Origin of the sequence: Acinetobacter sp. AG3, from assembly GCF_022343575.1 — a bacterium.
GTDB classification, from domain to species: Bacteria; Pseudomonadota; Gammaproteobacteria; order Pseudomonadales; family Moraxellaceae; genus Acinetobacter; species Acinetobacter guillouiae.
The window spans coordinates 2,707,804-2,732,353 of the sequence record NZ_JAKQZD010000001.1; the positions used below are offsets into that span (position 1 = coordinate 2,707,804).

Genomic DNA, 24,550 nt, shown 5'->3' on the forward strand with positions numbered 1-24,550 from the left:
GATTTCACCTGTGACCCAAAGACACGATCAATTAAGCTCTACTACTGTTTCAATTACGACGACTGCAACCCCAATACAAAAAACTGAAACGATTTTTCCATCTGCTTTTGATCAAACGGAAATTCAAAACACGTTGACACAAACCGCACTAAAATCAGAACAACTGACGCATATCCCGAATCTAAGCAAGATTCCTACGTCAACTAAGAGAATCAAGCCCTTAAATAATTTCTTAGGGCAAGATCGCGCCAGAGCCTCTGTAGAAGCAGGGATTGCTTTACCTTATTCAGGCTACAACATTTTTGCTGTGGGGACGGCAGGTCTTGGCAAAAGAACCATGATCAAGCGTTTATTACAGCAGCATGCCAAAACCATGCAAACGCCTGATGATTGGGTCTATGTTTATAATTTTAAAAATGCGCGACAACCGATTGCACTGCGTTTTCAAGCAGGCCAAGGTAGTAAGTTTCAAGCCTTAATCCACCAAGCATGGCAAACCATTCTCAAGCAACTTGAACGTCGCTTTAGTGCTGAAACCTATCACAATCGTATTGAACGTATTCGTCAAATCACGGGAAATGAGCAACAACTCGCTTTAGTTGAACTGACCAAAGAAGGCGAAGACCTTGACCTAAAACTGATTAATCGTAACGATGAACATATTTTTGTGCCAATCCATGTCAAAGATGACAAAGTATTGGAAATGTCACAGGAAGATATTAATGCGCTCGACAGTAAACAACGCGCAGAAATTAATTCCAATATGCGTTATATGGATAAAAAGCTTGAACGGCTTGGCCTTCAGTTAGGTGATTTGGAAGATGATGCTCGTGATCAAGTTTCTGAACTGAATCGTGATATCGCCAAACAAGTGGTGATTCCTCGTATAGATTTGATTTTAAGTAAATTTAAAACCGTACACGGACTCGATCAATACTTAAAACATTTTGCAGCAGATATCATTGAAAATGTTGAAACGATTTTAGATCAAGAAGGTGAAGAGTTCTCTCCTGCTTTATTTAATCGAGTTCCTTCACGTTACCAAGCCAATGTCGTCGTGAGCAATAAGCCAAACTCTGGTGCACCAGTTATTTTTGAAGACTTCCCAACACACTATAATTTACTGGGACATGTTGAACAGCTGACGCAAAACGGCACCATCACCACCGACTTTACTCTGATTCGCCCAGGCTCATTGCATCAAGCCAATGGTGGTTTTTTAATTTTAGAAGCAGAACAGCTGTTAGAACAGCCTTATGCATGGCAAGGGCTAAAACGTGCATTAAAATCAGGACAATTAAAGCTATCTTCTCTTGAGCACATGCTGACTTTAACTGGCAGTATTTCAATTGAGCCTGCATCTGTGCCACTCAACTTAAAAGTGGTTTTATTGGCAGAACCTGAAATTTATTATGAAATTTTAGAACTAGAGCCAGAATTAGGCAGTGTTTTTAAAATTCGTGCTGATTTTACCGATACCCTGCAACGTAATGATGATAATGAACAAGCCTATATGCAACTGATTGCAGACTATGTTCAACAAGACAAATTACTGCCTTTTGATCGCTCAGCATTGGCGGCATTACTAACAGATTCAAGTCGCCAAGCTGAAGACCAGAGTTCATTGTCTTTACATGCTTTGACCCTAGGTGACTTGATCCGTGAATCTCATCATCACGCTGCACAATCAGATGAAAAGTTAGTCACCTCTCATCATATCAACACTGCCCTAAAACATCGTCAATATCGCTTAGGCTATTTAAGAGAGCTTTATTGGCAAGACTTGTCACGTGGTACGCAACTGATTGAGACACGCGGCCATCGTTTAGGTCAGATCAATGCTTTATCCGTGATCCACTATGCTGATGTTGAGTTTGGTCTACCGTCACGCTTAACCGCTTCTGTATACCAAGGTGGTGGTGACATTCTAGATATTGAGCGCAGTGTAGAACTTGGTGGTTCATTACATGCCAAAGGTGTCTTGCTGATGTCGAGTTTCTTAAAAGCTCATTTTGGTCGTGAACAGATTTTGCATTTCTCTGCTGCCCTCGCCTTTGAACAAAGTTATGGTCAAGTGGATGGTGACAGTGCCACGGTTGCAGAGCTATCTGCATTGATTTCCGCAATCTGCCAATTACCTATTGATCAATCGTGGGCGATCACAGGTTCGATGAACCAATTGGGTCAAGTTCAACCTATTGGTGGGGTCAATGCAAAAATTGAAGGATTCTTCGATGCGTGCAAACTCCAAGGATTGACAGGCAAACAAGGGGTGATTATTCCACGTCAAAATATGCAGCATTTAATGCTTCGCCATGATGTGATTGAGGCTGTCAATGAGGGTCAATTCCATATACATGCAATAGACACCATTGATCAAGCTTTAGAAATCTTAATGGCTCGACCTGTTGGGGCATTAGATAAAAAAGGTCGTTATACCAAAGGTTCAATCTATGCAGCAGTGATGGCACAGCTTGAATATTGGCAAGCCTTGGAAGATGGTGTTGAAATAGAGCACAAGCCAAAGAAAAAGAAAAAAAAGAACAAAGGGAAAAAACCGAAAAAGGCAGAAGCTGAATCAACAAGCATCATTACTGACGAAAACCAAGCTGAAGTTGCAGCAAAGCAAAATAAGCGCAAGTCAGCTTAAATTGCTTCTTGGTTAGACCTTAAATAGACAAAGCTTTGAATATTCAAAGCTTTGTCTTATGTATTTGGGTGGTTTACTAAATATCAAAACCCAATATGCAAAAAACAAACATTGAAACAGCGCATCAGTCATGACGTAATCTCGTCTAGGCTGCAGATCAGCATAGCCAAGCGAAAACAAAATAATCTTAGCCAATAAAAAAGCACCTTCCGGTGCTTTTTCTACATCATCAACTTATTAAGCATCTGGTGCTGGGCTATATTGTTCAATCAATGGCTTTAATTCACCATTTTGGAACATTTCTAGCATAATGTCGCTACCGCCAATCAATTCGCCATGAATCCACAATTGCGGGAATGTAGGCCAATTTGCAATTTGTGGCAAAGTTGCACGAATATCTGGATTTTCCAAGATATTTACATAAGCAAATGGACGACCAATTTGGCTAAGTGCTTCAACTGCACGTGCAGAGAAACCACATTGTGGAAATTGCGGTGTACCTTTCATATAAAGAAGTACTGCATGTTTAGCTATTTGATCGCGAATTAACGCTTCTGTATCACGCGCTTGTTCAGTCATTGATTAAATCCTCAACTCATCTGCCTGCATTATACCTAAATCCACAATAAAGAATATGTCTAGACGATTATTTCCAATTTTATTTATATTAAAGCTTTAAATCTTGTGCATATTTTGGTTAGATAATCCTTTACCCTTTCCACTCCTAACAGATAAGAGTTAGTTATGAATAACATCACCCTCGCTCCGGTACAAACTGATCAACCTTCACATTTGATGCCTGTATTCAGCCGTCAACCGATCAGCTTTGTCCGAGGACGAGGTTCTTATCTTTATACTGAAAATGGTACAGAGTATTTAGATGCATTGACAGGTATTGCCGTGTGTGGCTTGGGACATGCTCATCCTGTGCTGGCAGAGGCTATAGCAGAACAAGCGGCTACATTAATCCATACCAGCAATATTTACGAAGTCTCTTGGCAAACTGCAGCAGCGCAAAAGCTGGCTGAAGTTTCGGGTATGGAAGAAATCTTTTTCTCAAACAGTGGTGCAGAATCAAATGAAGGTGCAATTAAAATTGCACGTAAATTTGGTCACTTACAAGGTGTTTCCAACCCAAAAATCATTGTTGCGGATCAATCATTCCATGGTCGTACCCTTGCAACGCTTTCAGCTACGGGCAATAAAAAGGTTCAAGAAGGCTTTGCACCACTGGTTGAAGGCTTTATTCGTGTGCCTTTTGGCGATGTAGAAGCCATTGAAGAAGCCGCTATTCAGCATCCTGACATTGTGGCAATTTTGGTTGAACCGATCCAAGGTGAAGGTGGTGTCAATACCGCACCTCAAGGCTTTAGCTACCTTGAAGATATTCGTCGTATTTGCAACCAACATAATTGGTTAATGATGCTAGATGAAGTTCAAACAGGTAATGGCCGTACCGGTAAATACTTTGCTTATCAACATACCAATATTATTCCAGATGTTTTAACCACAGCAAAAGGCCTCGGAAATGGTTTTCCAATCGGTGCTGTGATGACACAAGGTCGTGGTGTTGGAGTACTGGCTGCGGGAAATCATGGCTCTACTTATAGTGGTACGCATTTAGGCTCTCGTGTTGTCTACACAGTGATTGACTTGATCCAAAAAGAAAATATCGTTGCAAATGCTGCTGAAATTGGAGCATATCTGGTTGATCAGTTCCGTGCTCAACTTGTGGAGCAAAATGTGATTGTGCGCGGTTTCGGCATGATGATTGGTATCGAATTACCTAAAGACTGTGCCGAATTAGTAAACATTGCACGTGATAAGCATCATTTAATTATTAACGTTACTTCAGGCAATGTGGTGCGTTTACTGCCTGCCTTGAATATGAATCATGAGCAAGCAGATGATCTATTAAAACGCTTAGTACCTGCAATTAAAGAGTTCCTTGCCTAATTGTGAATAAATGCTTTAAGAGATTAACCCGTTAATCTCTTTTGGTTTTGTCATGAATGCTTATCAAATTGCAGATATAGAAAAGCCGCTTTAAAGCGGCTTTTTTATTAGAACTTATTAGAATTAGAACTTTATGAAGCTTCTTGGAAAATTCTACCACCAGGCAACTGGCTAAAATATTGTTTCAAAGCATCCAAACAACGATGAATTTTCATCGGCTGCTGTTCACGCTTTAAGGTCACAGCACTTAAAGTGAAAGTTGGTAATTTCCACTCTGGAAGCACTTCAACCAATGTTCCGTTCATTAATTCTTTTTGCACATCTAAATAAAGGATTCGCGCAATACCATGCCCATGTTGGCACAATGATTTTGCAACAAATACGTTATTTGTCTGAAGGCGATGCTTCATTTCTAAATTAACAACTTCACCTGTTGCACCATGCTGAAATGAAAAATGTTGAGAATTTTTCATGATATTTATCGGAATCAAATCATGATTCTGTAAATCTTCAGGACGTGAAATAGGCGCTGTTTGATTTAAATAACTTGGCGATGCAACTAAGATCTGATCGACTCGTGCAAGTGGCATACAGCTCAAGTTATTCGCATCTTCAATTTTTGAAGACATGCGAATAGCAATATCTATACGCTCTTGAATCAAGTCGATATATTGGTTATCTGCTTCAAAATGAACCATCAAACCTCTATGTGCAGACATCCAATGCGATAAAGCAGGAACAACATGTGTTGCCCCTATTTCCGGGGTTGTCGCAATACGCAAATCCCCAACTAAATCATCGCGCAACTCATTAATGCGGATTTTTCCACGCTCTGCGGCAGCGAGCATTTCTTGACAACTGTGGAAAAAAGCTTGACCAGCCTCAGTTAAACTCAGCTTTCGCGTAGAACGATGTAGAAGTGTCACTTCCATTTCATGTTCTAGAGATCTAATTTGCTGACTAACCGCACTAGTCGTAATGCCAAGGTCACGCGCGGCACCACTAAAAGAGCTTTTTTCAACAACACAAGCAAATACACCCATTGCCCGAAGTTGATCTAACATAAATTTCCCTCTGAAATTATGAGCTGTTTCACACTTTTTTGTTCAAAACAACTCATTGTATTATACGAAGAAAATTACACTTTGCATTAAAATATTTAATTTATTGGTAAAATATTTGCTGGGTTTATCGGTTTTCCATCTAAACGTACCTGAAACTCCAACATGGTACTGCTAGCACCTGAAGATCCCATCTCTGCAATCTTCTGTCCTGCTGTCACAGTTTGACCACTTTTCACCAACATTTTGCTGTTATGAGCATATGCAGTAATGTAACCATCGATATGTTTTACTAAGACAAGATTACCATATTCTTTTAATCCATCTGCAGCATAAACCACCTGTCCATCCGCTGCGGCAAAAATTGGATCACCTTGATTCCCTCCAAAACGTATTCCTTTAATATTATTCGCAATATTATAATTTGCAATAACAGATCCATTTGATGGTTTTACCCATCTCAATTGGGTTGATTGTACTGTCGTCGTCGTTTGTACAGGCGGCGGCGTTACTGGCTGAGCCGTCGTTGTGCCAGTTGGCGACGTCGGCTGCTGTGTTGGTAACTTAATCGTTTGGCGTTGAATTTGCGGTTCATTGCTCGTCAACGGTTTCGTTGTAGATCGAGTGACATTGCCCCCACCTTTTTTCAAACGTAATGACTGGCCTACATAAATTCGATAAGGCGCAGCAATATCATTCATTTCAGCAACACTGAGATAACTCAAACCATAACGCATAGAGATTGCACTTAAGGTATCACCAGAACGAACTGTGTAATAGTCAGGCGCAACAGCATAACGTGTAGGGTTATTAATTTGAGGCTTCGATGCACACCCAGTCACCACTATGGTAGAGGTGATTGCTATTGTGGACAAAATGATTTTCATCCATCGCTTAGGCATTTGAATTGGAAGTGTTGATCGAGCCAAAAGCATTGATTTCCCTCTCTACAATCTTAAAATTTAAAAATATTTGCTTAAGATTAGCAAAATACACACGCATTTCACTGTTTAACAGTGCTTTTTCACAAAGTTATAACACTCATACATCAAAATGACTATGTGAGAGTTGTGATTGTAGTGTTTCAAGAATTGTGTAATTGGTTGCATCCATCTGAATTGGGGTAATACTGACGCAACCATTGGCAATGGCAAAAAAGTCAGATTGCAGGTTTTGTGCGTTTTTTTGCGGAACTGTCACCGCCTCACCCGCCAAACCAATCCAATAGACTTGACGACCACGCGGGTCAACCTGACTGGTCATCGGTTTTGATTGTATTCGACGCCCCTGGTATGTAATTTGAGCCCCTAAAATTTCTGCGACATCGGGGATATTGATATTTAAGATATGTCGTGGAGGCAGCTCGGGTAGGCCTTTGGCAATAAAGCTGTAAACCCAATTTGCGGCTTGCGCATAATCTTCAGGGTTGTCATAGGAACGTACATTACTGCCTGCCAATGAAACTGCGATTGCAGGCTGTTTCATCAAACGTCCTTCAAATGCCGCCCCTACGGTTCCAGAATAAAGGACATCGTCACCTAAATTCGCCCCACTATTGATTCCACTGACAACTAAATCAAACTCAAAATCAAATAAACCATTCATGGACAAATAAACACAATCAGCAGGTGTCCCATTGACTGCCCACATATCTGGTGCAACTTGAATCGGTCGAAGTGGCCGATCTAGGGTTAATGCACTTGAATAACCACTGCGCTCACTTTCTGGCGCAACAATAACAACTCGACCTAGAGGTCGTAATGCTTTTGCTAAAGCTTGAATACCTGGTGCAAAAACACCATCATCATTGGCAATTAAAATATTCACTAAAAGGTTCTCTGACTAAAAATTATTAAATGACTACTGAGTAATTTAATTCAAATTTATTGAACAATTATATATAGTTACTTACTCAATTTTAAATCTAATTTGTGACTATAAAGATGATTACACGTTCTCTTACTCATACTATTTCTATCGCACTCATCACACTTTGTGCACAATCTGCATTTTCAGAAACATTAACTTCACAAGAATCTGATCGAATTGCGAAAGAAGATATTGCCGCAACACAGGTGCTTGCCGATGTTTGCCCAGCGTTAATTGGAAACAACCCTGCATTTCAAACTAAAATTGCAAGTTTAACCCAAACCTTATTAAAGGATTTGTCCAAACCTACAACATTGACTCAGCTTCAACAAGATCCAGAATACCAAACTGTACTCAAAGAAGCACAAACCAGTGCCAAAGAAGTTGATCAAGCTGAACACAAAGCAGTATGTGCAGATGTACTTGAACTTCCACACTAAAATAAAATAAAAAAACCTCCCCCCAATGCGATGTTAAAAAATCCTTTTTTGACATCTTTTGCATTGTTCAGTGTGCGAAAATTTCAAATAAATCTACAACATCGATACACTTTCTCTATATTTTTCACAGTTTTTACGTTTAATCTATGCAGATTCTCAAATTAAAAATTGATTAGGTTATTTATGCGTATGACGTTAAAAATGCTTACATTAAGCCTTGTTTCAGCAAGTGGTTTATTTATGAGCCATGCTTTTGCCGCATCTGACAAAATCGAAGTCACCCAGCAACAAGTCTCTAAAGAAGAATTGGCTGCAATTTATGTATTGTCGGATATCTGCCCAAGTCTAATCAAAACAGATGCTGCATTTAATAAAGGTTTTGATCACTTGCTTAAAGACTATATGCCAAATGACAAAGATCCTAAAGCAACCTTAAAATCACTTTCCAAGCAAAAAGATTTCCAAAGAGCTTTAAAAGAAGCAAAAAGTGATGCTAAAAAAGCGGGTGATACTGAAAACACAGCAATTTGTAATGACATTAGTAACTATCAGTCATAACGATTTCTGCAATTTATCCAACAAATATTGAATTAGTTACAATAAGTAAGAAATAAGCCGACTTTCCTTATAGAAGTCGGCTTTGCTTTGCCCTAAAATGCTAGCCTGTTTGTGCTCATATAACGATTGGAACGACCTAGAATGACTCGAAAAAGCGCCATTGCTGCATTATTACTTTTACCTTCATTTTCTTATGCAGCAACCGTCTTAACCACTCCGCCAGAATTAAATAATAAATCGTATGTCTTAATGGACTATGAGACAGGTCAAATTCTTGCATCGAAGAATGAAAATGAAAAATTAGCACCTGCTTCGATGACGAAAATGATGACGAGTTACATCATTGAGCAAAAACTTCTTAAAGGCGAACTGACCGAAAGTGAAAAAGTTCGTATGAATGAGTCTGCATGGTGTCGTGGTAGCAGTACTGAATCTTGTATGTATGTGCCGTTAAATGGTACTGCAACAGTTTTAGAAATGTTACGAGGCATTATTATCCAGTCGGGTAATGATGCATCTAAAGCAATGGCTGAACATATTTCAGGTAATGAGGGTTCATTTGCCTATGCAATGAACCAAGAAGCCAAACGTGTAGGTATGGTCAATACACACTTTATCAATGCAACGGGTATGCCTGCTGAGGGTCATTACTCAACTGCAAAAGATATGGCGGTACTTGCTAAACATATCATTCATGACAGTTCAAAATATTATCCTATTTATTCTGAAAAAGAATTTACCTTCAACGGGATTAAACAAGGTAACCGTAATGCCTTACTGTATACCGACCCAAGTGTTGATGGCTTAAAAACAGGTCATACCGATGAAGCAGGTTATTGCTTAACCACATCTTCAAAACGCGGCCCAATGCGTTTGATTTCTGTGATTTTTGGTGCACCATCGATGAATGAACGTGCCAGCCAAACACGCTCATTGTTAGCTTGGGGTTATTCAAACTTTGAAACAGTCAGTGTTCAACCTGCAAATCAAGTGCTTGCTAAAGCAAAAGTTTATTTTGGTAAAGAAAATGATGTACAAATTGGTTTAGCTGAAAACTTCAATGTGACCATGCCTAAAGGTCAAGCCAATGCCATCAAAACACAAGTCACTGTTCAACCCAACTTAAATGCACCATTAAAACAAGGTCAAGTTGTTGGTAAATTAACAGCAACTTTAGATGGTAAAGTGATTGCTGAAAAACCATTAGTGGCGTTAAAAGCTGTAGAAGAAGCAGGCTTCTTCTCTCGTTTGATCGACCATATCAAAATGTTCTTTAGCAACTTGTTCTAAGTTATTCGCTTAAACCTAATATTGAATTTATTAGACTAAAGCACAGGCATCCTGATCACAGATTTGGATGCCTTTTTAATTTATACTCGGTAAAAATACACTGGTTAAATTTTGCTTTTGACATGGAAGCCAACATGAAAAAAAATATTCGTTCGTATTTAGGCCATCATCCTAAAATTGATTCAACCTGTTATATCGATGATCTCTCGGTTGTAATCGGTGAAGTAACTTTGGCGGAGAATGTATCGGTTTGGCCTTTTGCGGTGATTCGTGCGGATGTCAATCACATTAAAATTGGCCGTTATTCTAATGTACAAGACCATTGCATCTTACATGTCAGTCATAAAAATGATGCTAAACCCAATGGCTCACCTTTAGTGATTGGAGAAGATGTGACCATTGGACATCATGTCACCTTACATGGTTGTACCATTGGCAACCGGGTTTTAGTGGGAATTAATACAATTGTTCTAGATGATGTGGTGATTGAAGATGATGTCATGATTGGTGCAGGCTCACTGGTTCCACCGCGTAAGCGCTTAGAAAGTGGTTATCTCTATGTAGGAAGCCCAGTGCAAAAGGTTCGCCCTTTAACTGACAAAGAAAAGGAATTTTTGCCTTATTCAGCAAGACACTATGTCAAAGTAGCAAATCATTATTTAGAAGCGAACGATTAACCATAGGATTAAAGCAAATACCTAGGCATGCTTAAAAGCGTATTTGTTATTTGAATACATGTTGCTCAACTAAATCTAATTCCACTGAACTACAGTGGAATTAGGCATTACATTTTGGATCAAACCGCTATTCAGAGACCTTGTAGTATTTGGTTAATTCTTCAAATACTGGTGCTTTGACATTGTCTTTTAAAATATAGCGGGTAATCACACCTTGATCTGTATGTATTTCCATAAAGATATTTTGCGAGCCTTTGAAGTCCCCCATTAGGTTGACTGGAATAAGCACACTGTTACGAGAACGATTTGCTTTAAATGCAAAATCAATTTCAGTTGGCCCAATCACATTAAATGAGTGACTTTTTGCACCATCACTAAATACAACTTTTTCAATATTATATTTGGTATAGGCGCTATTTAAGCTAAGTTTTACCTTTAAAAAGTCTTTATGTGTCTCATTCCACACCACAGTGACGATTGGACAAAGTTCACTTGGCTGGCAAATTAATAATCCCTGTGTACCTACATTGGAAGTGGCGTCATTAGGATTTGAAGCACACCCAGTGATCAGCAATACACCTAAAGGTATACATAATAATTTCTTTATCATACTTTTTAAATCCTATTGTATGCCCAAGAATTGGAATGGCTAAGCGATCTTAAAACAAGAACTGGCTTTACCTGTATAAAACGTTGCTTGATCAAGCCCCAATTCAAGCTTTTTTGATTTGACTATCTTTTATAGCCAATGTCTTTTAATTCTATCCAAAAAACATTCGACGATACAGTAGATTCAAACAAATAAAGTCTTTTATGTTTGAGTGGTGTACACCTGTAAATAGCGAATGTATTTAATTCTGTGTTGGATATTAAGTCCAATAATCATACAAACATATCGCATATAACACTTAACACATCTGCACATGAATATTCCAGTAGTATATTGAGCTGCATCGATAGAGCCAAATACATCAGTTTATATGGTAATTTTTATGTGAAATATTCTGACCTACAACAAGCTGATATAAAATAATAGATTAATCAGTTAAAGCGCTGAGATTTCAACTCCAAATGCAAGATAAGCAAACTTGCCCAGAAGTATTTTGAGCATATTGTCGATACATGTCCGCTTAGGATGATCAAAGAAAATCCGCATGAACATAGCCACCACGTGCTAAATTTTGTAGAATAATGCTTTATCTCCCTTGGTGCTGGTCATGACCGCTTGGACACCCCACGTTACTGTTGCGACAGTTGTAGAAAAAGATGGAAAATTTCTTTTTGTAGAAGAATATACTGAAGGTGTAAGCCATACTGTGTTCAATCAACCCGCTGGGCATGTTGAATGTGGTGAAACTATTATTCAAGCTGCGTTACGTGAAACCATGGAAGAGACAGGATATGCAGTAGAAATCAATTCATTACTGGGGATCTATACCTATACCCCACCCATGTTTCCAGACCGCACTTATTTTAGATTTTGCTTTTTAGCACATGTGACTGAATACTTTCCAGACGCACAACTGGATACAGATATCATTGGTCCACAATGGATGACGCTTGAAGAACTGCTTGAATCTGCTCGCGCCAGAAGTCCTTTGGTCATTAAAGCTGTACAAGATGCACTTTCTGGGCAAAAATACCCACTTTCGCTCATCTATGAGCACCAAAACTCTCCTTTAATTTCAAATTTGGATGCCTAATCCTATGCAACAACGTGTCATCGTCGGTATGTCGGGTGGTGTAGATTCATCTGTTTCTGCTGCACTTTTACTTCAACAAGGATATCAAGTTGAAGGGCTTTTCATGAAAAACTGGGAAGAAGATGATGGCACGGAATATTGTACCGCAATGGATGACCTTGCTGACGCACAAGCGGTGTGTGACAAAATTGGGATCAAACTCCATACTGCAAATTTTGCAATGGAATATTGGGATCGCGTTTTTGAACATTTCTTAGCAGAATATGCCGCTGGTCGTACACCAAACCCAGATATTTTGTGTAATAAAGAAATTAAATTCCGTGCATTCTTAGATCATGCTGTCAATTTAGGCGCGGATTTTATTGCAACTGGACATTATTGTCGTCGTGGCGAAACAACCACCAATTCAAAAGGTGATCAATATGCGCCTTTATTACGTGGTGTAGACAATAACAAAGATCAAACTTATTTTCTTCACGCGGTTCATGGTCGTGAAATCAATAAGACCTTGTTCCCTGTTGGTGAGATTGAAAAACCACAAGTACGTAAAATTGCGGAAGAACTGGGTTTAGCCACTGCCAAGAAAAAAGATTCCACTGGGATTTGCTTTATTGGTGAACGCCGTTTTAATGACTTCTTAAAACAATATTTACCTGCTCAACCTGGGAAAATTGTCTTAGATACAGGAAAAGAGGTTGGTGATCATCACGGCTTAATGTACTATACGCTCGGTCAGCGTGGTGGTATTGGTTTAGGTGGACTCAAAGGCGCAGAAGAAGGTGCTTGGTTTGTTCTACATAAAGACATTGAAGGTAATCGTCTTGTGGTTGGACAAGGTCATGAACATCCACTGATGCAGAGTACCATTTTATGGTCTGAAACAATTGACTGGGTTGCGGGTGAACAAGCAATTCCAGACACAGGTTTCCGATGCACGGCAAAAACTCGTTACCGTCAGCCTGATCAAGCATGTACAATTTATAAAGATGCAAACACGCCAAATGGTGTTCGTGTCGAATTTGATGAAGCACAGCGTGCCGTAACACCGGGACAAAGTGTTGTTTTCTATGTCGATGAAGTCTGTTTAGGTGGGGGTGTGATTCATCATACCAATGCACCAAAACCAGATTTTATTGAGTAATGATTAAAAATTATTTAAAGGAATTTAGGCATGGTTGAGTTGCCCTTTCAACAGCCTCAAACTTTGAATCAACGCCAAAACCGAGCTTTGGCGTTAGCAGCTGTGTTTCAAGCAACACAGCTGACGCATATGACTGCAATGTCAGGGCGTCAAAGTATTGGTGAAAGTGGTAATTTCTATTTTGAACAGCTCATCAAAGCCAGCCTCAATATACGCGCCACTGCCAATTCATCAGGTCAAACTTTAGACTTCTTCAATCAATTGGCAGACATTTCCTTAGGTTTAAAAACTTTAGAAAGTAGCATTACACAACCTTTCTCAGCATCACCGAAATCTAGAATTCCTAAAATTGCCAATGCAAAACTGCCAATGACTTATGCCATGTCATTATTGGCCTTGGAAAAAAAAGTTTATAGCAATCCAAAGTTTGTTGAAATTATTGAACAATCTCAACAAAAAATATTAAAACAGCTGTCTTTTTTTGATAATAACTACTTACATCCAAGTATCATTGCCAATTTAGCACAGACCTATGTCGACACTGCTGGTCAAATTAACCCCCGAATTCTAGTCCGTGGTAATGCAGAAGCCTTCAAAGACTCTGCACATACCAATCGTATCCGTGCCAGTTTATTCACAGGCTTACAAATGGCTCACCTATGGCGTCAATTAGGTGGAAGCTCATGGAATATGATCTTTAGCAAACGCAAACTTCTTCAAGATATTCAAGATCTTGCTCGATTACAATATCAGGTTGTTTAATTTGATACTGTTCGAGTTACGCCATTCGCTCTAATTCCAAAATTTAAGGAATCTTTATGAACGCTTTAACCGCACTTTCTCCACTAGATGGACGCTATGCAAGCAAATGTGATGCATTACGCCCCTACCTCTCTGAGTTTGGTCTAATCCATGCTCGTGTGACTGTTGAAGTGCGTTGGTTACAAGCGCTTGCAAATCGTCCTGAAATCACAGAAGTTCCAGCTTTTTCTGCTGCAACCAATACCGCTTTAGATACGATTGTTACTCAATTTTCTGAAGATGATGCCAACCGCATTAAAGAGATTGAACGCACCACTAACCATGATGTAAAAGCGGTTGAATATTTCTTAAAAGAAAAAATTGCACATATTGATGAGCTTAAAAATGCAGGCGAATTTATTCACTTTGCTTGTACTTCAGAAGACATCAACAACCTTTCTCACGCTTTGATGTTGAAAAATGGTCGTGAAGTGTTAGTTGTTGCTATGCAACAAATTGTTGATTCTATTGTGGCTTTAGCTGAAACACATGCAGAACAACCAATGCTATCACGCACCCATGGTCAAACTGCGAGCCCAACTACTTTGGGTAAAGAAATGGCCAACGTTGCATATCGTTTAGCGCGTCAAATCAAACAGTTTAAACAAGTTGAATTATTAGGCAAAATTAATGGTGCGGTAGGTAACTACAACGCGCACTACTCTGCTTATCCTGAAATCAACTGGCCTGCTCACTCGCAAGCATTTGTTGAATCACTCGGTTTAACCTTCAACCCTTACACAACTCAAATCGAACCACACGATTACATTGCTGAATTGTTCGATGCTTTACGTCGTTTTAACACAATTCTGATCGACTTTAACCGTGACGTTTGGGGCTATATCTCTTTAGGCTTCTTTAAACAACGTTTAAAAGAAGGTGAAGTCGGTTCTTCTACAATGCCTCACAAAGTCAATCCAATTGATTTTGAAAACTCTGAAGGTAACTTGGGCATTGCCAATGCAGTATTAGCGCACTTAGGCGAAAAATTACCAATTTCTCGTTGGCAGCGTGATCTTACCGACTCGACTGTATTACGTAACATGGGTGTTGGCTTGGCACAAAGTTTAATTGCTTTTGAAGCATGTTCAAAAGGTATTGGTAAACTTGAACTTAATGCAGCACGTATTCTTGAAGACCTTGATCATGCTCAAGAAGTATTGGCTGAACCAATCCAAACTGTAATGCGCCGTTATGCAGTTGAAAAACCATATGAAAAATTAAAAGCATTGACTCGTGGTCAAGCGATGACACGTGACATGATGGTTGATTTTGTCAATGGCACTGAACTTGAAGCTGTACCTGCTGCTGATCGTGCACGTTTGGCTGAAATGACCCCTGCAACTTACACGGGTAATGCTGCGGATCAAGCCAAACAAATTAAAGATTTGATTGATAAAATCTAAGCTTTTAATCTTCTAAAAGACCTAAAAATGCGAAGCCAATGCTTCGCATTTTTTTGCTTTTTGATTACAATGCGCAGTAATAATTTTTAGAAAATATCATAATGATTTATCATGCCTTAACAAAAAAACATTGGCTTGTTCTTGCTATTCTTGCAATCGCAATCATTCTTGCCAGTATCAATCCTTTAGAATATCCATCCTACATGCTGCATCAGATTGGCACCTTGCTCATGCTGATTACCCTGTTTTTCTGTCTAAAGAAAATAGGGCTGACATTTTCATCATTTTTATTGTATATCCTCTTCTTGGTGATTCATGTCATTGCAGCACATTATCTTTATTCTTATGTGCCTTATAATGATTGGTCAATCAAATACTTACATTTTGATCTCAATCAAGCAATGGGTTGGACACGTAACATGTTTGACCGCTTTGTACACTTGTTCTATGGTTTACTCCTTTACCCATTTTTCTACCGAATTTTCCAAGTCTGGTTACCAAGCTTAAAGCCTAAAACCTTATTTTTATTGGTCATTCAATTTGTTATGGCAACCAGTTTATTTTATGAATGGATTGAATGGTGGATTGCCATTGGCCTATCTCCAGAAGAAGCTGAAAACTACAATGGGCAACAAGGTGATATATGGGATGCACATAAGGATATGTTCTTAGCCACCATTGGTGCAATCATGACAGGACTAGTCTCTTTAAAAGCTGCGGCAAAAGGGAATCATCCTCAACAATAAGACCTTCCTCCCTTCCAATATACTCACTTAGCGATCAAGTTCTTGGTGAGTATAAAATCAACTGAGTTTTACTTTTGCAATCTTTGTTTATTCTCTAAGATATCGGGCAAACTGCGCTCGATCCAACCAATCAAATAGTTTAATTTTTCAGCCGCTTGTGCACCTAAAATCGTCAATTGATACTCTACTTTCGGTGGTACTTCAGGGTAAACCGTTCTCAATATAAAGCCATCTTGCTCAAGCACTTTTAATGTCTGTGCCAGCATTTTTTCGCTGATCCCCTCAATTCGATTGCGCAGTTCACTAAAACGTTGCACACCATCATTTAAACAACGTAAAACCAATACAGACCATTTGCTGGTTAAATGCTCCAATATTTCTCTAGATGGGCACTGACTGGATAAAACTTGACCAATTAAATCACTTGAAGCATAGATGCTCATAAATTCTCTCTACACAGTAATTAGCTTACTTTTAGGTACGTACTTACATATAGTAAGTTTAATGATTATGATAATAACATCAAGTTTAAAAAACATCCAATTTAAATCATATTTAAAGGTGAATTTATGAAAATCGCAATTACAGGCGCAACGGGTCAACTTGGACAATTGGTGATCCAAGCCTTACTTCAACATACTGCTGCTGAAAATATTGTGGCGCTGGTTCGAAATATAGATAAAGCACAGTCGCTCAAACAACAAGGGATTGAACTTCGCCTATTTAACTATGATCAACCTGAAACATTAATACCTGCTTTACACAATGTAGATAAATTACTTTTAATTTCAGCCAATGAAATTGGTCGTCGTACCCCACAACATAAAGCAGTTATAGATGCCGCAGTCGCAGCCAAAGTTGAACACATTGCCTATACCAGCTTACTCAATGCAACAGATAACCTACTCGGTTTAGCGCAAGAACATCGTGAAACAGAAGAACTTATTCTGCAAAGTGGTTTGAAATATACGTTTTTACGCAACAATTGGTATAGCGAAAATTATCTTGGTAACGTTAAGCATACTGCGGAAACAGGAACGCTTTACGGCAGTGCTCAAAATGGAAAAATCAGTTCAGCTTCTCGTTTAGATTATGCTGAAGCTGCAGCCAAAGTCCTTGCTTCCTCAGGACATGAAAATAAAACCTATGAGCTTGCAGGTTCAAATCATTTTACCCTTGCAGATTTAGCCTCTTATATCGCTTTGGCATCAGGTAAAACTGTACAGTATCAAGATATCAGCCCAGAAGATTATACTCAGGCGCTTCTCACAGCAGGATTACCCCAAGCACTTGTAACGGTTATTGTTGATGCAGATGTACAGACTGTAAATGGTGCAATGTATAGTGAAAGTAAAGACTTGGAACATTTGATTGGTCGTAAAACAACGCATATTCAGGATCAGGTTAAAGCTTTATTTTAGGTATTTTAAAGATGAGCATGGGCTTAAATACAAAATTTAAGCCCATGCTATACTGAGTAATTAAGGATGAATATTTTTGATAGGGAAATCGATATTCATCTCTAGATCTGCGAGGGACTGCCTTTCTGTGTTGTACATGGTTGCACGGAACACCGCAATTTTTTTCATCGTCATTGGATCATTAATATTCAGTATTGGCTTAAGTTTATGCTTAACATATAAATGAATCACTTCATCAAATTCTAAATAAACCGGTCCATCAAACATAATCTTGATCGGGACTTGATATCGTCGTTTTAACTTAAATGGCACCGAAAGTTTAATCGGAATATCCACTTTTAAAGGAAATTGAGGCAACAGTTTATTTTGATAAACCAAGTCCGTAGTTGTTTCTAATGGCATTAGCGTTTCAATCTGAATATCAGTCTCATAATCAAGCTCAACCTCAATCGGCGTTGTCACAACAAAACTTAAATTAGCCAAATATTTGCCTTTTAAAGGTAAAGCCAATTCACGGTCAATCGTCAACTCAGTATCTAAAGCACCTTGTGCATGTGTTTGTAAATAATTCCCCACATGGATTTTTGTCGGTAAAGATTTCGACAATTGAATTTGTGCGCTTTGTGCAGAAACCTGCATTGAGGCATGAATATTCAAATATAACCAAACGCACAGCGCAATGAGCAATACGACGCTGATAAAAGTGAACAACAAATTTCGTATAGATTTAAAGATCCACATTTCCATACCACCCTATTTTAAAGCTTCGGACTGTGGTTGTTGTGGTTCTACAGGCAGATGATCGCGACGTGATAGCCTTAAACTATTGAGCGGAATTTTAAGCTGCCCTTTTTCAATTTTTACTGGTAATGTGTTTTGAACATCTACTGTTGCTTGAAGTGCTGATTTAATTGGAACATTGAGGTGGCCTTGAATTGGAATATTGGTTTTTAATGTCGCATCAAGTGGCACATGTAAATTTTCTTTAAGTAAGACCTTTACAGGGGCATCAAACTTTAAATGAATATTTTGGTTGAGTGGTACTTGTAAATTAATCGGCACATCCATATGAATCGGGATGTTCCCTTTTAACGGTAAAGTAATATCTTTGCCTAAAACAGTGACTTTAACCTTGGTATCAATCGGCATATCCTGATTGATTTTGATCACTTCATTCACAGGAATTGTGGTTTGAATTGGGACTTCATTATCAAAATACACATGTGGGGTTAAGGTTTGTGTAATCGGTAAGTTTAGCTTTTCATGAATAGGAATTTCAGCTTTCACTTTTCCTTTGACATCCACATCTAATGCGTCATGAATTTGTACTTTGGCTTGTAAAGGCTCTTTTAAATCGATACGTACAGCTTGATTTTCAAGTGGAATATAAATATTAAAATGTTTAAATACCCAGATTGCAATCAATACACCACACACTGTAGCAATAAGAATAAAGGCAACTCCTGCCATAACTTGCTTCAACTGCAAAATCCTGTCCTTAATTTTTATCCTTAATTATTTTTTATTTTAAATACTTATGTGAATTAATATGCGTTTTTATGTATAAAAGTCGAAGAATTTTGTTTAATTAATAAACAATTGATATCTAATCTACGGATTATTTCGAAAAATCAGCTAACCAATAGCACTGCACAATTGCTGTATTATTTTTATACTCAACACTCACATCGCCTTTTTCATGATTTTGATTGAATTTTAGAGTTTTAAATCGCTGCTTTGCTGCTGTAGTGCTCAGATCAAAATATAAATATTCATTGTATTGTTGCGCTGGACGACCAAAACTAAATTCTATTTTGCGAATAGGAATGCCAGCATAAGTGACATTTTTTAATTTATAAGTGGTTGAGTCATAAACCTGTTTATCCACATATTTTACATCAATCGTATAGTGTTCAAGTGGTGCAATCAGTTCTGTATTTTCATTATGAAAATCATATTGCTGCCGAATTGCACAGTTTTGTTCAAAACGATCTTTTAATAAAGGACGTAATTCTAAGGATTTTGCATGTGTAGCAAAACAAGTAAATAACATCATGATGCATAAGATTTTTGTTTTCATTTTATTTTCTCTAATTTCTTAATCAAATGTTTTTAGTCCAATTGCTGAGACAAATAGTAATTTTCATTTGAATTTAACCATATATCATCAATTTTGAATATAAAAAAAGGAGCTTCATTTGAAGCTCCTTTTCGACGACTCTTACAAATTATGCATTTGTTTCAGCCGGTACTTTCGGATAGCTTACGCCACATACTTGCTCAGCAATACGCAATACTTGGCAGCTATAACCAACTTCGTTATCGTACCAAACGTAAGCTGTTAAACGGTTACCAGAAGTAATTGTTGCTTGTGCATCAAATACACCCGCTGTACGCGAACCAATAAAGTCAGACGATACAACTTCTGTAGAGTTGGTATAGCCAATTTGACCTTGAAGGTTAGAGTTGATCGAGATTTGACGAATATATTCGTTCACTTCTTCACGATCTACTTCTTTCTCAAGTGTTAAGTTAAGAATAGCAAGTGAAACGTTTGGTGTTGGAACACGTACTGAATTACCTGTTAATTTACCTTGTAACTGAGGTAATGCTTTCGCAACAGCTTTTGCAGCACCTGTTTCTGTAATAACCATATTCAGTGTTGCAGCACGGCCACGACGATCTGCTTTGTGATAGTTATCGATCAAGTTCTGGTCATTTGTAAATGAGTGAACAGTTTCCACATGACCATTGATCACTTTATATTTGTCTTCTAACACTTTTAAAACTGGTGTGATCGCGTTAGTGGTACAGCTTGCAGCAGAAATGATTTTGTCTGAATCAATGATGTCCGCTTGGTTAACACCAAACACGACATTCTTCATGTCACCTTTACCAGGCGCTGTAAGCACAACACGACTTACGCCAGGGCATTTAAGATGTTGAGATAAACCATCGATATCACGCCATTTACCTGTGTTATCAATCACTAGTGCATTGTCGATACCATAAGCTGTGTAATCAACTTCAGCAGGGCTAGACGCATAGATCACTTTGATAAAGTTACCATTTGCAATGATTGCTTCATTTTGCTCATCAACAGAAATTGTTCCTGCAAATGGACCATGAATTGAGTCACGACGTAACAATGAAGCACGTTTTTCTAAATCACCATCAGATGATTTACGTACAACGATCGCTTTAAGGCTTAAACCACGGCCAAGACCTGATTGGCTAATGATTAAACGCGCTAAAATACGGCCAATACGACCAAAACCATAAAGAACAACATCTTTAGGCTCAACTTGCGCAGGACGACCATCTAAAGATTGAACAGCTTGAGCAACAAATGCATCAATATCGCCACCCTTTTCTTTATATTCAACTGCAAGTTTACCTAAATCAACTTCAGCAGAACCGATATTATCTAATTTCGCTAAAGCTTCTAAAATAGGGAAAGTATGTACAACAGAAAGCTCAACATCCATCATACGTGTACGACGGTGCGCTTTAAGGATTTGAATTACTGAACGGTTCACTAAAGAACGACCGTACACAGAAGTCACAATGTTTTTTTCACGGTATAATTGACCGATTAATGCAATCATACGTTCCGCGATTTCTTCACGGTTTTTCCAGCGACCTTGGTGCTCTGCATGTAGGGCGATGATAGTGTCTTTGCTCACAGATACGTCCTCTATTTATGTATATCTAGACATGGATTTTTAAACCCCATAATTGTAATGTAATTCTCATTTAGTTGAAATCAAATCGTGATACATTTTTATAATATTTTGTCATACTGGGTATTTTATTTTAAATTATGCCTTGATCTCTAAACAATATTTCAGCCATTTTAGTTTTTTGCATCTATGTAGAATTTTAGTATTGATATTGACTTTACCAGAGGAAGAGGAAAAATAAAGTAGATAAGTACAAAGTTAAACCAGACAAAAACAAAAATAAAGCTGATGTTGCATCGTTAAGTACCCCATTATCGCGCTCAGTCTGAGCTTTCTACTCAGCCCCTAACACGCGCTTTAATCATCATTAATCGACGCATTAAATTCTTCCAAATCAAAATCAGCTAAATTTTCAGGCAGCTTCATTAAATAAGGAAAGCGAATAATGCCATTGTCCCCTGAAGGAAATGCATAATGGCGCTCCAATTCACTCATTGAAGTCAGGCTTTCAAACTCAATAAATACACTATACTTTGCTAAACCTTTAGGAACAGTTAATACCTCTAAATAGGTTTGTTTTTTTATCAACATTGCGGCATGGTTTGCTTGAACAATATCCTTTTCAACTTTCCCGCCTTTGATCATTTTTTTTAACAGTGAGCCTTCTACTTCATGTTGTTCATTCTTTAATTGCTTAACATAGCTGTCTAAAGCCCTATAATCTTTCACTTGCTCAGCGATAATTTCTTGAAGTTTTCTAATCGGTTGTTGAGAGCGTTCATGCATCACTTGCCATTCTCGCGGGCTCATTGGAATAAAAATTTCATCTTTACGCTTTTCCAATAGCTTTAGATAAGCCAGCAAACGATATTCAAACAGTTGAACATGAGAATTAAAAAATAATGCGGGTTGTTCTTTAAAGTCACGATAATGCGATAAAATTTCAGAAAATATTCGATGCACACTCATAAACAAATATTCAAATTCTTCAATATGTGATAAATCGCTTTTAACCGCATTTCTTAACGGCATCAATATATTGGCCGTGAGCAACTGTTCAATGGTTTTGATATGATTTTGTGCAACAGTATCACTATTTTTCCCCACCATTCCAAGTGGTTCCATTAAAAATGGCAAGAGTTTATTTTCTGTAAAATCCTCAAATTCTTGTACAATTTCAATCACATCTCTATGAACTTGATGCTGAATTGTGACCATTTTTTGAATTAAAAGATCCGTGCTATCTCGATATTCACTTTCACTCATTTGATCGGTATCGAGTACCAAACCCGTTACATAGACCTGATTTTTATATTCAATATTTTCTTCAAACAGAAAGCGTCGAATTGAATAAGGATTCTGTTCAAAATTTTCAATCGGTGCAATTAAATAGATAAATTCAGAGGTTTTAACAATATCAAACTTACGAATCCGTTGTTCTCTTAAAATAAAATACTTAAAAAAAGGACGTTTCATTAATTCAGATGATTTGGTCAATAATGGCTTAAACCAATAGCCCAGTAATTGTTGTTTAATAAACACTTCAATAATAAAACATTTAATTTGATCAGAAGTTAAGTTGCGGATACCTACTGGTGCTTCAATATTTATTGTGCGGATCAATTTCGCCACATCTTGTAAAAAAACACGGCGAATCAGTAATTTTTCTCGCTGCAAATTTAGATGATCATCCACCGAAATCAAATCAATTTGATACAACGCATTTTCTAAATAGTCTGCGATCTGAATACTATCTGTAATATTTTTTAACCAATTGATTGAGTTGCTCAATTTGGTTGCAATGGAACGCATTCGCTCATTTTCAAAGCTATATTTTAAATTTTCTAATGAATTTGTGATTTTAAATTCGAAGCTGTTATTGCCTTTGTTCCATTGAATTTCTTTCGGTCTTAAAATTTGACGTTCAATTTCTTCACGTACTTCGATATTGGCTTCATCAAAAACATCACACAAAACCTGTTCCCAGTTTAAATCGGTACTAGGCTCTAATTGCAATAAGGTTGCCCGTGTTTGATAGGGAATTATTGTTGTGTTCATAATATATTCAGCGTTTTTCTACTTAAAAACCAAATTAAAACATGGATTAATGAGATAAATTTAACACTTTTAAAAATTATAGTCCAACAATTATCAATTTATTTTCTTTTGATTAACCGATTCTTTCGTCTAATTTCTCGATATTCAAGGCTAAGTTTTTCCGTTTATTGTTTTGTTGATAGAGATGCCAAATCCCTTCCAATACCAAAACCCCCACAGCACACCAAATTGGAATATAGGTAAACCATTCATCTGCTGAAATAGATTCACCCAACGCCAAGGACGCTAAGGCCAACAAAACAGGTTCTAAATAACTTAACAATCCAAATAAAACCATCGGTAAATGACGACTCGCTAAAATATAGCTTCCTAAACCAATCGCACTCAGTATTCCAAGCCCTGCAACCACAACGATTAAAACGGGTGAATCAGCAAATTTGCTATATGCATCCAATCCGGTTTGAGTGAAATAAATTGCGATGGGAATACAAATTAAAATATCCCACCAAAAGCCACCTAAATTATCGGTTTTAATGGTTTTTCGAACCAGAAAATAAAGCGAATAGCCCAATGCAACACTGAGGGTTTCCCATGCAATACTGCCCAAACGCCATAATTCGTGCCCTACCCCAAGAACAGCAAAAGCAACGGCAACCATCTGAAATTTTGATAATTTCTCTTTATAAAAAATGCTACCAGCAAGGACGAGAACCAAGGGTAAAAGAAAATATCCAAGCGATACTTGTAAGCCCCGCCCATTCATCGGCCCCCAAAGGAAAAGCCAGAGTTGGAAACAGGTCAAGATAGAAGTGATGATCAATAAAAGTAATAAAGCAGGTTGTTTGACCATTCGACGGTAAATGGTTTTGACATGAACAAAATCACCGCTCAATAACATAAATAAGGTCAGGAACGGTAAAGTGGCAATAATCCGCCAACCAAAGGTTTGTTGACTATCTAGATCGCCCAGCAATTTGGTATAAAAGTATAAAACCCCAAATGTTACAGATGCCAATACAGACAATACGACGCCCTTAAACATCTGTCGCCTCACGGTGATTTTCAAATAAATTCTTAGGCATTATAAACA

24 protein-coding genes are annotated in these 24,550 nt (G+C 38.0%); 12 read left to right on the forward strand and 12 right to left on the reverse strand.

Going from position 1 to position 24,550, the window contains the following annotated elements; genetic code table 11:
* The first annotated feature begins 10 nt into the window (after positions 1-10).
* On the forward strand, positions 11-2,650 hold the full coding sequence (locus L3V46_RS12710) for an ATP-binding protein (RefSeq protein ID WP_004820722.1): 2,640 nt from the start codon (positions 11-13) through the stop codon (positions 2,648-2,650).
* 237 nt (positions 2,651-2,887) lie between these two features.
* On the opposite strand, the gene grxD is transcribed toward L3V46_RS12710, so the two are convergent.
* Positions 2,888-3,229 carry a Grx4 family monothiol glutaredoxin gene (gene grxD, locus L3V46_RS12715; RefSeq protein WP_239045880.1) on the reverse strand — a complete coding sequence of 114 codons (342 nt, stop codon included), beginning with the start codon at positions 3,227-3,229 and terminating at the stop codon, positions 2,888-2,890.
* A gap of 165 nt (positions 3,230-3,394) precedes the next feature.
* Between grxD and L3V46_RS12720 the strand changes: the two genes are divergently transcribed.
* A complete protein-coding gene (locus tag L3V46_RS12720; protein WP_239045881.1) occupies positions 3,395-4,606 on the forward strand; it encodes an aspartate aminotransferase family protein in 1,212 nt (403 codons plus the stop codon).
* Between the two features lie 131 nt (positions 4,607-4,737).
* Here L3V46_RS12720 and L3V46_RS12725 read toward each other — a convergent pair whose 3' ends face one another.
* The 3 genes from L3V46_RS12725 to surE all read right to left on the reverse strand — a co-directional run bounded on the left by L3V46_RS12725 (position 4,738) and on the right by surE (position 7,494).
* Complete coding sequence (locus L3V46_RS12725; RefSeq protein WP_004721269.1) at positions 4,738-5,670, reverse strand: LysR substrate-binding domain-containing protein; 933 nt, start codon at positions 5,668-5,670, stop codon at positions 4,738-4,740.
* 95 nt (positions 5,671-5,765) lie between these two features.
* The gene (locus tag L3V46_RS12730) at positions 5,766-6,602 is read right to left on the reverse strand and encodes a peptidoglycan DD-metalloendopeptidase family protein (protein ID WP_004820715.1); all 837 of its coding nucleotides are present in this window, start codon (positions 6,600-6,602) and stop codon (positions 5,766-5,768) included.
* Positions 6,603-6,708: 106 nt separating this feature from the next.
* On the reverse strand, positions 6,709-7,494 hold the full coding sequence (gene surE, locus L3V46_RS12735; protein WP_239045882.1) for a 5'/3'-nucleotidase SurE: 786 nt from the start codon (positions 7,492-7,494) through the stop codon (positions 6,709-6,711).
* A gap of 116 nt (positions 7,495-7,610) precedes the next feature.
* Between surE and L3V46_RS12740 the strand changes: the two genes are divergently transcribed.
* From L3V46_RS12740 to L3V46_RS12755, 4 genes are all read left to right on the forward strand, one after another.
* Entirely contained in the window at positions 7,611-7,976 is a 366-nt protein-coding gene (locus tag L3V46_RS12740) for a hypothetical protein (RefSeq protein ID WP_239045883.1), read from the forward strand.
* A gap of 183 nt (positions 7,977-8,159) precedes the next feature.
* Positions 8,160-8,534 (forward strand): hypothetical protein, encoded by a 375-nt coding sequence (locus L3V46_RS12745; RefSeq protein WP_239045884.1) that lies wholly within the window; start codon positions 8,160-8,162, stop codon positions 8,532-8,534.
* 141 nt (positions 8,535-8,675) lie between these two features.
* Positions 8,676-9,824 (forward strand): D-alanyl-D-alanine carboxypeptidase PBP5/6, encoded by a 1,149-nt coding sequence (dacC, locus tag L3V46_RS12750; RefSeq protein ID WP_004820709.1) that lies wholly within the window; start codon positions 8,676-8,678, stop codon positions 9,822-9,824.
* Between the two features lie 134 nt (positions 9,825-9,958).
* On the forward strand, positions 9,959-10,501 hold the full coding sequence (locus L3V46_RS12755) for a gamma carbonic anhydrase family protein (protein WP_239045885.1): 543 nt from the start codon (positions 9,959-9,961) through the stop codon (positions 10,499-10,501).
* 127 nt (positions 10,502-10,628) lie between these two features.
* On the opposite strand, the gene L3V46_RS12760 is transcribed toward L3V46_RS12755, so the two are convergent.
* Positions 10,629-11,111 (reverse strand): hypothetical protein, encoded by a 483-nt coding sequence (locus L3V46_RS12760; RefSeq protein WP_004820707.1) that lies wholly within the window; start codon positions 11,109-11,111, stop codon positions 10,629-10,631.
* 607 nt (positions 11,112-11,718) lie between these two features.
* Here L3V46_RS12760 and L3V46_RS12765 point away from each other — a divergent pair.
* The 5 genes from L3V46_RS12765 (at position 11,719) to L3V46_RS12785 (ending at position 16,298) form a co-directional block, all read left to right on the forward strand.
* Entirely contained in the window at positions 11,719-12,204 is a 486-nt protein-coding gene (locus L3V46_RS12765) for an NUDIX hydrolase (RefSeq protein ID WP_004820704.1), read from the forward strand.
* Positions 12,205-12,208: 4 nt separating this feature from the next.
* A complete protein-coding gene (gene mnmA, locus L3V46_RS12770) occupies positions 12,209-13,345 on the forward strand; it encodes a tRNA 2-thiouridine(34) synthase MnmA (protein ID WP_034613669.1) in 1,137 nt (378 codons plus the stop codon).
* Between the two features lie 30 nt (positions 13,346-13,375).
* Positions 13,376-14,107 carry a high frequency lysogenization protein HflD gene (gene hflD, locus L3V46_RS12775; protein WP_004820699.1) on the forward strand — a complete coding sequence of 244 codons (732 nt, stop codon included), beginning with the start codon at positions 13,376-13,378 and terminating at the stop codon, positions 14,105-14,107.
* A gap of 56 nt (positions 14,108-14,163) precedes the next feature.
* A complete protein-coding gene (gene purB / locus L3V46_RS12780; RefSeq protein ID WP_239045886.1) occupies positions 14,164-15,552 on the forward strand; it encodes an adenylosuccinate lyase in 1,389 nt (462 codons plus the stop codon).
* Positions 15,553-15,653: 101 nt separating this feature from the next.
* Positions 15,654-16,298 carry a DUF2238 domain-containing protein gene (locus L3V46_RS12785; RefSeq protein ID WP_239045887.1) on the forward strand — a complete coding sequence of 215 codons (645 nt, stop codon included), beginning with the start codon at positions 15,654-15,656 and terminating at the stop codon, positions 16,296-16,298.
* A 68-nt stretch (positions 16,299-16,366) separates the two neighbouring features.
* Here the strand turns inward: L3V46_RS12785 and L3V46_RS12790 are convergent, their stop codons facing one another.
* Positions 16,367-16,741 carry a helix-turn-helix domain-containing protein gene (locus L3V46_RS12790; protein WP_004721299.1) on the reverse strand — a complete coding sequence of 125 codons (375 nt, stop codon included), beginning with the start codon at positions 16,739-16,741 and terminating at the stop codon, positions 16,367-16,369.
* A gap of 126 nt (positions 16,742-16,867) precedes the next feature.
* Between L3V46_RS12790 and L3V46_RS12795 the strand changes: the two genes are divergently transcribed.
* A complete protein-coding gene (locus L3V46_RS12795; protein ID WP_239045888.1) occupies positions 16,868-17,719 on the forward strand; it encodes an SDR family oxidoreductase in 852 nt (283 codons plus the stop codon).
* Between the two features lie 60 nt (positions 17,720-17,779).
* Here L3V46_RS12795 and L3V46_RS12800 read toward each other — a convergent pair whose 3' ends face one another.
* The 6 genes from L3V46_RS12800 to rarD form a co-directional block, all read right to left on the reverse strand.
* On the reverse strand, positions 17,780-18,460 hold the full coding sequence (locus L3V46_RS12800) for a hypothetical protein (protein ID WP_034613752.1): 681 nt from the start codon (positions 18,458-18,460) through the stop codon (positions 17,780-17,782).
* A 12-nt stretch (positions 18,461-18,472) separates the two neighbouring features.
* The gene (locus L3V46_RS12805; protein WP_034613682.1) at positions 18,473-19,207 is read right to left on the reverse strand and encodes a hypothetical protein; all 735 of its coding nucleotides are present in this window, start codon (positions 19,205-19,207) and stop codon (positions 18,473-18,475) included.
* Between the two features lie 130 nt (positions 19,208-19,337).
* Positions 19,338-19,799 (reverse strand): hypothetical protein, encoded by a 462-nt coding sequence (locus L3V46_RS12810; RefSeq protein WP_239045889.1) that lies wholly within the window; start codon positions 19,797-19,799, stop codon positions 19,338-19,340.
* Positions 19,800-19,947: 148 nt separating this feature from the next.
* Complete coding sequence (locus L3V46_RS12815) at positions 19,948-21,405, reverse strand: glyceraldehyde-3-phosphate dehydrogenase (RefSeq protein WP_096733847.1); 1,458 nt, start codon at positions 21,403-21,405, stop codon at positions 19,948-19,950.
* A 354-nt stretch (positions 21,406-21,759) separates the two neighbouring features.
* Complete coding sequence (locus L3V46_RS12820) at positions 21,760-23,460, reverse strand: hypothetical protein (protein ID WP_239045890.1); 1,701 nt, start codon at positions 23,458-23,460, stop codon at positions 21,760-21,762.
* A 112-nt stretch (positions 23,461-23,572) separates the two neighbouring features.
* On the reverse strand, positions 23,573-24,502 hold the full coding sequence (gene rarD, locus L3V46_RS12825; RefSeq protein WP_239045891.1) for an EamA family transporter RarD: 930 nt from the start codon (positions 24,500-24,502) through the stop codon (positions 23,573-23,575).
* Between the last annotated feature and the right edge of the window lie 48 nt (positions 24,503-24,550).